The following is a 16,049-nucleotide window of genomic DNA, read 5'->3' on the forward strand; positions in this document are numbered from 1 at the left end:
CAAAAAATCCGGTGAAGCTAGCTTCACCGGATTGATTTAAACTTTTAAAAACTGTCAACCTATTTTAGGACGACTCAGAGACAGATATTTTACAAGTCTTCTGCAGATGCTATCATTTCTGCGATGTCTAACACCTGTACACTATCTTCTTTTTCTTTATTCTTAACACCATCGGTCATCATTGTATTACAAAATGGACAACCCGCGGCGATCACTTCTGATTTGGTCTCGAGCGCCTCTTCTGTACGAGCAATATTTACATCCTGAGTACCGGGTTCTGGCTCTTTAAACATTTGTGCCCCTCCTGCCCCGCAACAAAACCCTTTGGTTTTACAACGTCGCATCTCTACAAGTTCTACTTCTAGTTTTTTTAGAAGGTCCCGTGGCGCTTCGTAAATACGATTGGCCCTTGCTAAGTAACAAGGGTCGTGAAAAGTAATACGCTTACCTTTAAACTTTCCGCCTTCGACGGTAAGTCGGCCCTCGTTGATCAAGGCTTTTAAAAACTGCGTATGGTGCAACACCTCATAATTTCCGCCTAAACCAGGATACTCATTGGCAATGGTATTGAAACAATGCGGACATGCAGTAACGATTTTTTTTACCTCATATCCGTTCAAAACTTCAATATTGGTAACCGCCTGCATTTGAAACAAAAATTCATTTCCCGCACGTTTAGCAGGATCTCCTGTACAGCTTTCTTCGGTACCGAGTACTGCAAAGTCAACTTCGGCTTTTGCTAAGAGTTTAACAAAGGCCTTTGTGATCTTTTTGGCACGATCGTCAAAACTTCCGGCGCAGCCCACCCAAAATAAAACTTCTGGGGATTTGCCCTGAGCCATATATTCGGCCATCGTAGGTACCTTGATCGCTTCTGCCATAATTTAATTTTTAGCTCTTATTTAAAAGAATTAATCTTTAAAGACCTCAATAGTTACATCTTTCTCTACAAGATCTGTAAACTTCCCTTTGTAACGTGTAGCACGTACCAGGTGATTGTCTATCCAGTGGTAATTACCTCCACGTGGTTTCCCCATCAACAAACTGTGATAATTGAAACCGTGCTCGTTAAGCCAGTTTTCGGTCACTTCGCGATGCTCTTCAGTACGTGAAGTAAAGAAGCAAATAATATGACCTTCATCATACCACTTGTTTAAAGTTGCTAAAGCATCTGGAAACGGCTTACAGGTCGCCATACGCTCTGGCTCTTCGTTAGGAACATCTTCTGTGATGGTTCCGTCTATGTCAATGAGGTAGTTTTTAACACCTTCTGGCAAAACCGGACTTACGTGTTCTCCGTCTTGCAGCTTGTCGCTTAACATTTTGTCTACTTCCTCTTTTTTCATGAGTTCTCTATTTTGATTTTACTGGTTGGTTTACTAATTCTCGTTGATCCAATTGGCTCTATCCATTTGATTAAACGGCCAAGGAGCTGCATTATTTTCGATATTGGTCATCGCATTATTCAAGTCTGTTGGCGCAGCACTTTGCTCCATTACGAGGTATTGACGCATGTCCATAATAATAGATAATGGATTAATACCTACCGGGCAAGCTTCAACACAAGCATTACAGGTCGTGCACGCCCATAATTCTTCTCGGCTAATATAGTCATCTAATAATTGCTTACCATCTTCTTTGAAGGTTCCTTTATTAGCATCTATATTTTTACCAATATCTTCAATACGATCGCGCGTCGCCATCATAATTCTACGCGGAGATAATTTTTTGCCGGTTTGATTGGCAGGACATTCGCTGGTACATCTACCACATTCTGTACACGTGTAGGCATTAAGCAATTGTGCCCAACTTAAATCTGTTGCCTCACTCGCTCCAAACTTCGCAGGAACCTCTTCCTCTGCACCTTCCTCAGGCATTGCATATGGATCAGCATCAGGATCCATCATCAATTTTACTTCATTGGTAACCGCCTCTAAATTGTCAAATTGTCCCTGAGGTTTCAATCGTGCGAAATATGTATTAGGAAAAGCAAGCAGAATATGTAAATGCTTAGAATAATATAAATAATTCAAAAAGACCAGAATTCCTAAAATATGAATCCACCACGCCGCTCGCTCAACTAATATTAATGATGCAACGCTCATATTCTCAAAAAGCGGTGCGATAAACTGACTTACAGGGAAAGCTCCTACGATGCCTTCTGCACTTGCATAATGCTCGGCACCTTTGGTTTGTAAGCTTAGATCTGCTGCGTTCATTGTTAAAAACAAAAGCATCAGTACAACTTCAAAATAAAGAATGAGGTTCGCATCTAACTTAGGCCAACCTTTCATCTCTCTATTCAAGAAGCGTTTGATATGAAGTATGTTTCGGCGGATCCAAAATATGATCACACCTACTAGTACCAAAAGCGCAAAAATCTCAAAGACTCCAATCAGGAAATCATAAAATCCTCCGAGGAAACTAAAAATTCGATGCGTACCGAAAATCCCATCGATGATAATCTCGAGCACTTCAATATTTATAATGATAAAGCCGAGATACACTAAAACGTGAATGATACCGCTCACCGGGCGCACGACCATTTTATATTGACCCAGAGCGATCTTGGCCATGTTCTTAAACCGCTGCCCTTTGTTATCACTGCGGTCTTCTTCACGACCTAACTTAATGTTGCGAATTAGCTTTTTGATATTGAACACAAAAAAACCAACTCCTGCCAGTAGGGCAATAACAAACAAAATATTAGGTAAATACTGCATAAGGTTTATCTAAGTGAATCTTTAGGCTCTTCGTAAGGTCCGGGATTTTTTCCAAATACTGAAAAGTGTACGTAACGTTTTGGATTAAGTTTGATGTCTTGCATCAACTCTTCCATTTGCTTGGTAGCACGCTCTAGGTTATTATACATCTGGTCATCGTTGATGAATTGTCCCAGAGTTCCTTCGCCGTTTTCAATTTTTGAAGAGATGCTTTCAAAGTCTGCAAGCACGCTTTCCATACGCAAGACAAGTGCATTAATGTCTACTTTAGAAAGACTATCGCTTACCTTATTAAAGTTGGCAGACATCTCATCAAGATTGGTAAAAGTACGGGTGAGCTTTTGATCGTTATCTGCAAGTAGTTTGTTTAAATTTTGGGAAGCCTGATTAAAATTGGTTGCAGTTTCACTTATTTGAGCAATCGTTTCCCGTAGATTCTTTCTGGTTTTTTGATCTAAAACATCAGAAACGCCAACCAACACAGAATCTGTGCTATTGATCACTTCTTCTACTTTTGCCTGTAAAGGTGTTAAACGCTCATTAACGAGTTCAAAAATACCTTCATCAATAGTGCCTTCAAGCGTGTCTCCTGATTGTGCAGTTTCACCTCGCTCATAATCCGGAACAATAGACAGGTTTTTACCGCCTATGAGTCCGCCACCATAAATTTGAGCTTTACTACTTGTTGAGAACTGAAAATCATTCTGAACATTAAAAGTGACCAGCAAGTCTCCTCTTGAATCTGCAAAATCTATAGACAATACCTTACCTACTACAAGGCCATTTATTGTGACATTTGAACCCGGTGATAAGCCTTCTACGTTATCGTAGATGGCATAATATGTACGGTCGTTATTTAAAAGATTATTCCCTTTTAAAAAACTGTAACCGAAGATCAGCAGAGCTATGGCCACTACCGCCAGAAGTCCTGTTTTTACTTCTCTAGAAATGTTCAATGTAATTTTTTTTTGATGAGCCTCAAATTTAGGAATAAATTCTATTAAGGCTTTACGCCCTAACTTTTATTTATAAAATCATTAGCGTTTTGCTTGATTCCATTTTTGAAGGCCACAATGTATGCCGTAGTATAACCTTTAGCCTTGGCTTCCCGAAGCATACGTTCTATTTCGGTATAATTTGAAGTGTCGCCGTAGTAGTATTTATAAAGCTTGCCTTCTTTACTGCGCTGAATACCTCGCAAGCCTTTAAAGTTATAAGGCTTTGTTTCTAAACTTCTGCTACTAGCCGCTATTTGTACTTTGAAAATGGCATCTTTAACCACCACATCGTTTACCTCTACTGCAGGCACTACTTTTTTAACGCCTAAAAAATCATTAGTGGTCACATTCTCTTTATACTTTACCACCGCCTGTGCTACTGCGTGTGCAATATCACGCTGACCTTTTGAAGAATTAAGATAACGCCCTTCTTCGGTATTGGTGATAAAACCGGTTTCAATAAGAATACTAGGCATAACGGTTTGGTGCAAAACCACAAATCCCGCCTGTTTGACGCTTCGGTCTTTGCGGTGCAATTTCTGACGGAAATTATCTTGCACATAACTCGCAAGCTGAATACTCTGATCTAGAAATTCTTCCTGCATCAAGGTCAACCCGATAAGTGATTCGGGAGAATTTAAATTATACTGTGCATATTTCTCCTCGTAGTTGTCCTCCAGATAGATCACCTCGTTTTCGGCCTTTGCTACTTCAAAATTGGTTTTGTTTCGGTGCAATCCTAAAACATAGGTTTCGGCTCCTGAAGCCTGTGAATTATGCGCGTTACAATGCACCGAAATAAACAAATCTGCTTCCGCTCTGTTAGCAATCGCACCACGTTCATCCAATTCAACAAACACATCGGTTTTACGCGTATAAACGATTTCTATATCTTTTTGTTTTTGCAATTCTTCGCCTATAAGCAATGCGATTTTAAGCGCAATATCTTTTTCAAGGATTGCTCCTCGTGCATTTTTACCCGGATCTTTACCACCGTGTCCGGCGTCTATCACCACTACAAATCGCTTAGAGTCAACAGGCTTAAGATTAGCTAAAGCTCGCTGAAAAGGAAGTGTAATTAAAAATACTAATATATAGATTGTTGTCGTTCTCATATTTGGGTAACGTCTTAAAACCACCTTGTATTTTGCAAATTGCAGGCCAGATTAAATTATAGGTAGCGCTTTAGATTTTATCATTCATCAAAAATCAAAAAAATTAGAACATCACTAAAGTTTTAAGCGCACAGATTTAATGCGCATTACTTTAGGGCTTCTAAAAAATAGATGTAATTTTGGCACTTTGAAATTTGCCCTTACATTTACAAAAATAGTATTAATCCCATTGCAAACAAAGATCCTTTCCGTACTGCTCATTTTAGGCTTAAGCCTTATTTGCTATGGGTCTTTGTGGGCTCAAGACCTACCGATTAATACTTTAAAAACGATCCCTGCAGACACGGCAAACATAGACAACCGACTCAAGCCTACCGGGTCTTTACTTCCCGAACAAGTTACAGAACAGCAACAAGATAGTACGCTAAAAGATAGTATCGCAGCTCCTCGCGAGGCGCTTACCGATATTGTAAAATACAGCGCCACAGACTATTCTACTTTTGACCGCCGCGAGAATAAGCTTTATCTCTACAATGAGGCAAAGGTTGCTTATACCGATATTACCATCACGGCCGGTCAAATAATTGTAGACAACAATACCAACACGGTTTTTGCTAAAGGAATAACCGATTCTACGGGTTATAACCAGCCGCCTGTTTTTGTTCAAGGCCCAAATACCGTAGAACCCGATTCGATCAAATATAATTTCAAGACCGAAAAAGCGCTTATTTACGGTTCGCGTACACAGCAGCAAGAATTTTATATTAAAAATGAAGTAAGTAAACGGGTGAACGACTCTGTAGTGTTCATGAAAAATGTGCGCTTCACCACCAGTGAAAATGAAGACGACCCCGAATATTATTTTTATGCGCGCAAAGTAAAATTTGTACCCAACAAAAAGATTGTCACCGGTCTTGTGAACATGTTCGTATATGATGTTCCCATACCCTTAGGAGTACCGTTTTCTTATTTCCCTATGGAAAAAGAAACCAGCGTTTCGGGATTTATTATGCCTTCTCCCGGGGAGAATAATGAGCGTGGCTATTTCCTGCAGAACGGGGGATATTATTTTGCGGTAAACGATTATATGGATCTCACCTTAACAGGAGATTATTATACTAACGGAAGCTACGCCTTACGGGCAGCCAGCAGTTACAGGAAGCGCTACAGCTTTAGCGGAAACGTGAACATTCGTTTTGAACGCCTGCTCAACAGTGAGCGCGGTTTACCCGACTTCTCTGAAACCAACACCTATAACATTCAGTGGTCACATAGTCAGGATACCAAGGCGAGTCCTAATTCGCGTTTTTCTGCTTCGGTAAACTTGGGAAGTAGCAATTATTTCCAGCAATCTACAAACATCGATAACACAGCGAGTAGATTAACAAATACTTTGAGCTCTTCGGTTTCTTATTCTAAAACCTTTCAAACGGTTCCGCAGGTCAATCTGGCGTTAACCGCACGACATTCTCAAAACACCCGAACGCAAGCAATTAATATGACCTTGCCCAGTGTACAGCTTAACGTAGATCGAATTTACCCTTTCGCACCTTCTTCAGGCAGCAAAAAGGGCTTTTTTCAAAATATAAATTTCAACTACAGTATGAGCGGCGAAAACCGCTTTGAAACCACAGATAGTTTATTTTTTACACCGCAAATGTTTAGAGATGCTGAGTTAGGCGTACGCCATAGTATCCCTATCACTACCAACTTTAAACTGTTCAAGCACTTTAGTGTTTCGGCAAGTACAAACGTTCAGGAAAGCTGGGTTTTTGAAACTATCGATCAGCGTTTTGATCCTACGCTACGCGAAATTGTGCAAGATACCATAGGTGGTTTTGATCGTTTTACAACTTATAATTTTAGCACCAGCGTAGGTACCACGGTTTACGGGCAGGCTAACTTCGGCGACGATAAAAAAATACAAGCCATACGGCATACGATGAAGCCTTCGCTTTCTTTTAATTACAACCCGGGTTTTGATCAATATTACGAGACGTTTCTCGCGTCCGAACTCAACAACCCCAATGGAAATTTAACCCGTGAGGTAAGCTATTCTCGATTTGAAGGTGGTTTTTATGGTGCTCCAAGTAATTTTAGCTCTAGTGGAGTAAGTTTAAGCATCAATAACACCGTTGAGGCCAAAGTACGAGACAAAGACAGTACGGCTGTAGAACCCAAAAAGATCGACCTCATCAGCAACTTGGCGATCTCGACAAATTATAACTTTCTGGCAGACAGTCTAAAATTGAGTCCGGTATCAGTGCGTGGTACCATTCCTATTATTCAAAGCAAATTAAGTGTCAATTTTAATATGATCCTTGACCCTTATGCGCTAAATAACAATAACAGACGTATTGACAAACTGAATATCGCCAACGGCGGAAGCTTATTTAGACTTACCAATGCGAGTGCCAACTTTGGCTATTCCTTCAGCAGTAAAAGCTTTGGAAAGGAAAATGATGACCGTGAAGGAGAAGACACGCAAACAGCCCGTAACGGCGGGAGGCGCGATAACCTCCTTGGTGAAGACAGCAGGCAGCTTCAGAATAAATTTAACGATACCGAAGGTGCAGATGAAGACCCTGATGAAAATCAAGAACTTTACAACTACACCATCCCTTGGAATTTACGTGTGAATTATAATGTGAATTATGGGAATGCGGCACGCCAAAATGCGATCACTTCGCACGCGATCAACTTTAGTGGTGATGTAGAATTGGGCGAAAAATGGTTTGTAGGAGCTTCATCGGGTATTGACCTGACCACAGGCAAATTCACTCCTACGCAATTGCGTTTTGCTCGGGATTTAGAGAGTTTTAATATGACGTTTGCCTGGACACCCTTTGGCACCTATGCATCTTGGAACTTCTTTATAGGAATCAAATCTAGCGTGTTGAGCGACCTCAAATACGAGCAGCGCCGTACGCCAGACCAACAACTTTAAACCAATCTAAAAAACCAAATACGATGAAAAAAATTATCAGCACAACCAACGCTCCGGCACCCATAGGACCTTATAATCAAGCGGTTTTTGCAGGCGATACGCTTTTTGTAAGCGGTCAAATTCCATTAGATCCTAAAACCGGCGAACTTGTAAGCGGGGATATTGCTGCGGAAACCAAAATGGTAATGCAAAATTTAGAAGCTATTTTAACCGAAGCCGGACTTACTTTTGAAAACGTGGTTAAAAGCTCGATCTTTTTAAGCGACATGAACAGCTTTGCTCAAGTAAATGAGGTTTATGGAACCTTCTTTAATGAAGAAACAGCTCCTGCGCGTGAGACTGTAGAAGTTGCAAACCTTCCAAAATTTGTAAATGTGGAGATCTCAATGATCGCGATCAAATAACACAAGAGGAAAAAACACGTATATCAAATATTTGGCAGTAGCCCATAAAAAAAGCCTGAAAGAAAACTTTCAGGCTTTTTTTATTGAGTAATGATAGTGCATTACACCATCATATAATTTTTGTGATAAGCTACCAAACCTTCGATAGGACGCTTCAATACTTTTCCTATTTTAAGATCGTATTCTTCAAGAAGCTCTTTGAGTTCGCTTTGTAGATAGAATGCAATCGATCCTACAAAGTGAACAGGAATTTCTCTAGCGTTATCAAACTGAAGAATTTGATGCTCTATAAATAATTTAAACCCTTTGCGTATTAGTTTTTTACAGTAATCGTGATCTTTATTGGTAATCACAAAACGAGCAAACTGTGCTAAATAGGTGTTTGGGTTAGGCATTTTGTATAAATGGTTCTTTATACTTTCTGCTGTTAAATCAAACTGCTTAGCAAATTCATAAGCGAGTTCCTTTGGTATTTTATTGAAATGGAAATCACGCAGCAATTGGCGACCAAAATAGTTACCGCTTCCGTCATCCATCAAAATATATCCTAAAGAAGTTACTTTCTGCTCGATATTCTCACCATCATAAAGACTACAGTTAGATCCTGTTCCTATAATACAAACAATACCAGCTTCATCTTTTTTAGTAGTAGCATAAAGTGCGGCATAGGTATCTTCTTTAATGTCGATTTCCTGAGCCTTATCAAAAAAGTCCTGAAATACACCTTGAATTAACTCCTTGGGTTTCTGAGTACCGCAACCGGCCCCATAAAAGTGAACGTGCGTTACATCGTGACGATGCTTGTACAATTCATAATTGTTGATGATACGCTCTGTCAAGATTTCTGCAGACAACACTTGTGGGTTAAGCCCAAAAGTTTGTGTTTGAAAAATCTCTGCACCTTCGGCATTTAATGCGATCCAGTCTGTTTTGGTCGATCCGCTATCTACTAATAATATCATGTGTTTGTGAGAGTTTAAAAAACCCTTTAAACCCGAGGAGGTTTAAAGGGCATATATTCAGTTAATACGATTATAGTGAATTAACGTATTCCGCTAAGTCAACTAACTTGTTTGAATATCCAAACTCGTTATCATACCAAGAAACGATCTTGAAGAATTTAGAATTCAATTCGATACCAGCACCTGCATCAAAAATACTTGTACGTGGATCACTTACAAAGTCCTGAGAAACTACTGCTTCTTCAGTATAACCTAATACACCAGCCATTTCACCTTCAGAAGCTGCCTTAAAGGTCTTCTTGATGTCTTCATAGCTCGTATCTTTAGAAAGTTTTACCGTTAAATCTACTACAGATACATCTGGAGTAGGAACACGGAATGCCATACCGGTAAGTTTTCCTTTTAATTCAGGAATTACTTTAGTTACTGCTACTGCAGCACCAGTACTTGCAGGAATGATGTTTGCTAATGCAGAACGACCACCTCTCCAGTCTTTCTTAGAAGGACCGTCTACAGTCATTTGAGTTGCTGTAGTTGCGTGAACAGTTGTCATTAAAGCCTCTTCAATTCCGTATGCGTCGTTAAGCACTTTTGCTAATGGAGCAAGACAGTTTGTTGTACAAGAAGCATTAGAAACGATATTGTTATCAGCAGTTACGTCTTTGTGGTTTACACCCATAACAAACATAGGCACGTCTTTAGACGGTGCAGAGATCACAACTTTCTTAGCACCTGCTTGCAGGTGATAATCTGCAGTTTCCATAGAAGTAAAGATACCTGTACATTCTGCAACAACATCTGCTCCTACTTCATCCCACTTAAGGTTTTTAGGGTCACGCTCTGCGGTAATACGTACTGTTTTACCATCTACCACAAGATTACCATCTTTTACCTCAACAGTACCATCAAAATTACCATGTACTGAGTCGTATTTTAAAAGGTATGCAAGGTGCTCAACGTCTAATAAGTCATTAATCGCCACAACGTCTACGTTATCACGTTTTACAGTTGCTCTAAAAACGATACGACCTATACGGCCAAAACCATTAATACCTAATTTTAAATTTCCCATTGTATTTACTATTTGATTTGTATTACTAATTATGTGGTCATTATTTCAGACACACGAACGAGTTCTTTATTTATATGCGTTTTTCCTTTGATCGCTTTCTCAATCGGGTAGAGCTCCATCTTCTCGTGTTGAATTCCTACCATGTAGTTGCTTTCTCCGGCTAAAAGTGATTCTACAGCTTTTACGCCCATTCTACTAGCCAAAACACGATCGTAACAACTTGGAGAACCTCCACGTTGCATATGCCCCAAAACCGCGACACGTACATCGTAACCTTCAAGGTTTTCATCTACGTAATCTTTGAGTTCAAATACATTTTTCCCGGTCTTATCTCCTTCAGCTACTACCACGATACTAGAAGTTTTACCACTGGCTTTACTGCGTAATAAAGATTCTAAAAGACGATCTAAACCTAAATTCTCTTCAGGGATCAAAATCTCTTCTGCCCCTGCTCCGACACCTGCGTTAAGTGCAATATGGCCTACATCACGCCCCATCACCTCTACAAAGAATAAACGGTTGTGCGAACTCGCTGTATCGCGTATTTTATCGATAGCCTCTACCGCAGTATTTAATGCTGTATCGTAGCCTAAAGTTTTATCTGTACCACTAATATCATTATCAATAGTACCGGGGATTCCCATTATAGGAAAGTTGTATTCTTTATTAAAGATAAGACCACCGGTAAAAGTACCGTCTCCTCCAATAACGACAAGGCCGTCAATATTGTTCTCTTTTAAATTATCAAAGGCAATTTTTCTACCTTCGGGTGTTCTAAATCGGTCAGAGCGTGCCGATTTAAGCATTGTACCACCTCTATTAATGATATCGCGTACGCTTCGCGCATCCATAGGTTCAAAATCTCCATCAATCAATCCCTCATACCCACGGTAAACACCTACGCAATCTATTTTATGATATGCACAGGTACGTACTACTGCACGTACGGCTGCATTCATTCCAGGGGAATCTCCACCAGAAGTTAAAACTCCGATTTTTCTAATTTTTTGTGCCATTTACTGTTGAATGAGAAGTAAAAATAGCAATTGAATTGCATATTCCTAAGCCATTCTTAATGAAATTCGTGGCTTTCGCAATTTCAATCGTTATCGTTAACAACTATTTTTTAAAAGTGGATAAATTTGGGGTATTTATAATCTAAATAGGCTGTTTTTAGTAGATTAAAAATTTAGATATCCTCAAAATATCATATTCTCAAAAGAATTTAAAATCTACCTATTGCTCGAAACCGTTGTAGGGAATTTCAGAATCTGGTTGAATAACCTTGATTTCTTCTTCGACCTCCCGAGCTTTACCCTTAAAAACTTTTTGAATCAGTTCTTTAAAGGTATTAAAGTCTACCGAATAAGATAATCCTGCACCTTGCGTATAGCCTTCGTTGTTTCGAGCTACAAATTGAATGTCTGTCTGGCGGTTGAAAATGGTGGCCCGCAGACTTCCGTCTTCATTCAATAGGAAATTCACCTCAACATCACCCACAACCGCTTGCTCGCTGATGCCTCCCACAGGTACACCCACTTTACCATTGATCAATACTTTCTTTGAAATTTGGGTAGAAAGCGTAAAACCAAAACGCCCTGAAGTTTGTAAATCTGGACGATTATCGGCCTGCACATAATCTAGTCCTACATTAAATTTACCATCCTCATCAGATAGTAGATCATTAAAAATGCCCGAAGCGGTTTCTATCAGGTTTCCGTAGGCTGCAGATTGCGCATCTATACCGCTCTGGCTAAAAAACGCCCCTTGTGTAACTAATGAAAATGCCTGAAGCTCTCGAGTGGCTCTGTTGTCAAGACGATAAGCCAGCTCTGAAGTTACGATAGAGCTCGTATTCGGGAATTCAAAATCAAAGGTGATTTCCGGCTGTACGAGTTCGCCGTCCAAATTGATGATCACATCCACCGGAATCTTTCGGTTAATGGAAGGATTTTCAAGCAAGATCGATGGGTTTGCTTGTGTATTATAGACTGCACTGATATCAAGCAAGGCTTCTGTAGGATTTCCGTCCCAACTTATTTTACCTTCCGGCAGAATATTAAATTGTTTCTGCACAACTCCACTATATCTAAAGTTGTAAGTCCCTGAGTACGGTGTAAAGTCACCAAACATATTGAACTTACCGTTGGTATTGATCTGTATAAGCAAATACCCTGCTCCGCGTCCTTTTAAAGTACTTCCGTTTACCTCATCCACAACGATCTCTACTTCAGCATCGCGTGTAACTTCAAGATCAAAATTTAACTCGAGCCCTTTTATTTCTTCAATAACCACTTCTTCACCTTCCAGGCGCGCCTGCTTTTCTTCGGGACTTAGAAAGTAAATATTGCTGTTGTCGCCAAAAGATTCTGTATCACTCAGCGGAATTTTAAAGACGGTTCCTTCTTCGGTAGTCGCTGTCACGTCGATCACGAGTTCATCTGTAGGACCGGTAAGACTGGCTTCTCCGCTAATGAAAGCCGTACCATAATACAAGGCAAAGTCGTCGGGTTCTGTATCTAGAACAACAAGTCGGTTTGTATTGACATCCAGGTCTAAATCCCAATCTCTAAAGTATTGATGACTTATAGTACCGCTCAAGGTTCCGGTTGTTTTATACTTGGTATCTACCAATGCAACAGAACCAAACCGAAATTCCTGATTGTCGAGGGTTACCCGAGCTGTACCTCTAAAGTCATAGTCGGTATTTAAATAGGGAATCCCCAAACCGGCCTCGCGCAATAAAATTTCGCCATCAATATCCGGATTGCGATAGTCGCCCGTCACGCGGGCGCGACCACTAGCCAAGCCACGAATTTTTGAGATCACGTCGCCTCCCAACGGACTAAATGCTTTCATATTTAATTTACGCAGCTGCACATCAAGATCTATCGCCGGGTTTTCTGCCGCGACGTTAATCGTTCCTAATGCCGAAAGGACTTCGGTATTATCGTTATTTAAATGGGTGTCTATTTGATAATTGGTTAGACTTTCATCGCCTTCAACCGCCAAATCCAAGTCGCCCATCAATATATCATTAATGGTGAAGTTTGCAATATTTACAGAGCTATTGGGCAAATACACGCCTTCCTTTTGAAGGATATCCAGATTCCCATTCACTAAACCACGCAAGTCTAAACTGTCTATATAAGGTGTGATGTGAGATAAGCGTACATTCTCAAAATTTGTTTTTATATCCTTATAGGTACTGTCTTTAACAGCACCTTTTAAAGAAATGCGCTCCTCTTCGTGAGACAAGACCAATTCTTTAAGTTCCCAATCTAAAAAGTTGTTATCAAAAACAAGCTTGTTATCCTTATTATCTGTCTCATTTAAAAACCACTCGTTATTTTTAAATTTGAGACTACTGCGTTTAAATCCAATTACCGAATTATTCTCTTCGTTGATCGTATGGTAAAAACTCAAGTCATAATTATCCTGCTTTTGCGGACCTCCTTTAAATTCTGAACGTATAAAGAGTGTATCCTTTAAGGTTACATTGATCAAATTGAAATCACTCACGCCATAAATTCCTGTACCAATACTATCTGCCTCTACGTACGCATTGAAGAGCGGATTTTTATTATCTACGCGTACGTTTATTGCTTCGGCTAAAACTCCAAAAGCTTTTATGCGCGGTGATCTGAAGGTTAGCTTAAATTCTGAATCATCTGAAACCACACTACCCCGCACAAAGGTATCGGGCTCTAATTCGATATCAGGGACCAAAACCTCAACAATCTTACTGTAAATCTGAATATTGAAATCCATAAACTGATTTTCAGTGATTTTTCGCGGCTCATAATTGGTATACAAACTTCCTACTGCATTTTGAAATAAGGCTTTTAGATCTCCTATTTTAAACACTCCTGAAACCTGTCCCGAAATAATATCTGGTGAATTCATCGTGATCGTGCGTATGCCACGTCTAAATCCTGAAGTGATCACAAAATCCTGAAATTCATACAGATCATTTGAATTTTCAAAGCTTGCTTCGGTAAAAGCGATCACACCACCTGTATCATCGATGTTAGTACCTCGCATATCCATCACCACTTTTCCTTTTAAAACTGCTGAAGTATCTTGTAAGAAATTGAGCTTTCCTAAATCGATATGGTCAATCTCTGCGGTAAAATCATAAGTGTGTATTTCATCTGAAACATCTATAAGACCGTCAAAAGTAAAATTTGCATTAGGATCTCTTACCGTAAGGCGACCGTCAAAATTGGGGTTTTGCAAATTACCGGCTACAGTTATTCCGCGATACGTATAGTTATTATAGGTTGCAGAGCTAATAAGCCCCTCTACTCTTGTATCCAAAGTTTCAGCTTTAACTCCAGCCCCGTTTACACGTACATTAAAAGTAATGTTCTTCAACTTAGGAACCTTTAATAAGCGCCCCATATTAAAAGACTCTCCGCGCAACATCCCTACATAAGATGCGTTTTGAATATTTTGAGTGTTTCGCAGATCAATATCGGTTTCCAGAAATCCAAGATCTGTTTGAATATTGCTTTTGACATAGACCGTGTTTTCGGTGACGTTAAGTACACCATTAAGATCTACAGTTCCTAACCGCACCAATTCTTTAGGCAGGTTATTTCCCAAAATGTTGGGAAGTAAGGCCGTCAGGTCAAGATAACTCGTTTTTAACTGCCGGTAGTTTCCTTCAATATTAAAAGCATTAACATCACTAAGAAGTTGTTCAAACTTCACGTCACCTTGCACTCTACTGGTATTGAACCCCGCTAAATCAAAATTGGTTACTCTAAAATCATTCAACGTTCCCTGCATTATCCCGGAAAGCATTATTTTCTCTCCTGCACCAAATTCAGCATAGAACGCTTGTAAATCTGTAGTTGAAATTTCGCTTGGCTCAAAATCAATATTGAAAATCACCCGATTATTAAAATCCTCAAAGGCATTATTACGGGTATCAAGGTATACATCTCCTCGTATCACCGAGTGTTCTGTTGAAAGCACCATCCCGTTGAGTATGATTTCGTCAGGACTGTATTTAAAGTCGGCTTCTAGACCTCTCAAGTGATAATCCCTGTCGGCATCAAACCTCAACTCCTTAATCTGTGCGGAAACCGTCACATCGTCAAGATCAAAGTCTTCAGCTAAAAGATGCAGATCTCTATAATTTATAACCTCTGGTGTGTCAAGATCTTCATCGACAAATTTGAAATGCATATGATCGATCTCAACTTCAGAAGAAGATAATTTGAAAGGCGTGCCTCCGGTTTTCCCCGTGTTAAATTTCTGCGAAAAAATATACAGGTTATCATTTTCTTCTCCTTGATATTTTTTCACATAGAGTTTTGCCTCATCCAGAAAAACACCACCTAAAGGCATTTCATTTTTGATCAAGGCACGTATGCTCAGCAAGCTTGTCTCTACCGTTTCGGCATAAATCAAGGTGTCTTGATGATGATCTGCGATATACACGTCTTTAATGAGCGCATTCCCGTTATATTTTAAACGTATTTTTTGAATGGAAATATCCGTACCATAGGTTTCGTTCAGCGCGCTGGTCACCTTTTTTGCAACCGAAGTCTGTACCGCAGGAATCGAAAAAATAATTAAAAGCAATGCAAAGACACCTATTAAAATAAATAGGGTTCGCGTAATTATTTTTCTAAATTTTCTGATACGTTTTTAAGTTTTAACTTTGTCCCGCTTTAGCTTCATAACAGAAAACTAAAGTCTAATTTTATTGAAACAGTACGTGTGTACTTACAGCATAAACATTACTTTTTGATGTTGCATTGCTTAGAAATTAATAACTGAGATAAACCTCAACATATTTAATCCCTGTTTGGGTA

General features: G+C 39.6%; 11 protein-coding genes. 2 read left to right on the forward strand and 9 right to left on the reverse strand.

All coding sequences use genetic code 11. The features are described from left to right. Positions 1–89: 89 nt before the first annotated feature. Genes WA338_RS14210 through WA338_RS14230 form a run of 5 tightly spaced genes read right to left on the reverse strand, consistent with a single transcriptional unit; the run spans position 90 to position 4,836 of the window. Complete coding sequence (locus WA338_RS14210; protein ID WP_009779420.1) at positions 90–881, reverse strand: (Fe-S)-binding protein; 792 nt, start codon at positions 879–881, stop codon at positions 90–92. Positions 882–911: 30 nt separating this feature from the next. Next, on the reverse strand, positions 912–1,346 hold the full coding sequence (locus tag WA338_RS14215) for an LNS2 domain-containing protein (protein WP_009779419.1): 435 nt from the start codon (positions 1,344–1,346) through the stop codon (positions 912–914). 33 nt (positions 1,347–1,379) lie between these two features. Continuing rightward, positions 1,380–2,723 carry a (Fe-S)-binding protein gene (locus WA338_RS14220; RefSeq protein WP_009779418.1) on the reverse strand — a complete coding sequence of 448 codons (1,344 nt, stop codon included), beginning with the start codon at positions 2,721–2,723 and terminating at the stop codon, positions 1,380–1,382. A gap of 5 nt (positions 2,724–2,728) precedes the next feature. Continuing rightward, entirely contained in the window at positions 2,729–3,679 is a 951-nt protein-coding gene (locus WA338_RS14225; protein WP_009779417.1) for an MlaD family protein, read from the reverse strand. 59 nt (positions 3,680–3,738) lie between these two features. Beyond that, positions 3,739–4,836, reverse strand: coding sequence for an N-acetylmuramoyl-L-alanine amidase family protein (locus tag WA338_RS14230; RefSeq protein WP_009779416.1), 1,098 nt, complete (start codon positions 4,834–4,836; stop codon positions 3,739–3,741). Between the two features lie 139 nt (positions 4,837–4,975). On the opposite strand from WA338_RS14230, the gene WA338_RS14235 reads away from it, so the two are divergent. Both WA338_RS14235 and WA338_RS14240 read left to right on the forward strand, forming a co-directional pair. Next, positions 4,976–7,783: a putative LPS assembly protein LptD gene (locus WA338_RS14235; RefSeq protein ID WP_009779415.1), complete on the forward strand. Its 2,808-nt coding sequence runs from the start codon at positions 4,976–4,978 to the stop codon at positions 7,781–7,783. Positions 7,784–7,806: 23 nt separating this feature from the next. Beyond that, the gene (locus WA338_RS14240) at positions 7,807–8,187 is read left to right on the forward strand and encodes a RidA family protein (RefSeq protein WP_009779414.1); all 381 of its coding nucleotides are present in this window, start codon (positions 7,807–7,809) and stop codon (positions 8,185–8,187) included. 101 nt (positions 8,188–8,288) lie between these two features. On the opposite strand, the gene WA338_RS14245 is transcribed toward WA338_RS14240, so the two are convergent. The 4 genes from WA338_RS14245 to WA338_RS14260 all read right to left on the reverse strand — a co-directional run bounded on the left by WA338_RS14245 (position 8,289) and on the right by WA338_RS14260 (position 15,816). Continuing rightward, a complete protein-coding gene (locus WA338_RS14245; RefSeq protein ID WP_009779413.1) occupies positions 8,289–9,149 on the reverse strand; it encodes a BadF/BadG/BcrA/BcrD ATPase family protein in 861 nt (286 codons plus the stop codon). A gap of 70 nt (positions 9,150–9,219) precedes the next feature. After that, positions 9,220–10,221 (reverse strand): type I glyceraldehyde-3-phosphate dehydrogenase, encoded by a 1,002-nt coding sequence (gene gap / locus WA338_RS14250; protein ID WP_009779412.1) that lies wholly within the window; start codon positions 10,219–10,221, stop codon positions 9,220–9,222. A gap of 29 nt (positions 10,222–10,250) precedes the next feature. Further along, positions 10,251–11,237, reverse strand: coding sequence for a 6-phosphofructokinase (gene pfkA / locus WA338_RS14255; RefSeq protein ID WP_009779411.1), 987 nt, complete (start codon positions 11,235–11,237; stop codon positions 10,251–10,253). Between the two features lie 220 nt (positions 11,238–11,457). Then, positions 11,458–15,816: a translocation/assembly module TamB domain-containing protein gene (locus WA338_RS14260; protein WP_272984653.1), complete on the reverse strand. Its 4,359-nt coding sequence runs from the start codon at positions 15,814–15,816 to the stop codon at positions 11,458–11,460. Positions 15,817–16,049 lie beyond the last annotated feature (233 nt).

The sequence above is a fragment of the Leeuwenhoekiella sp. CH_XMU1409-2 genome, assembly GCF_037029365.1.
GTDB lineage: Bacteria > Bacteroidota > Bacteroidia > Flavobacteriales > Flavobacteriaceae > Leeuwenhoekiella > Leeuwenhoekiella blandensis.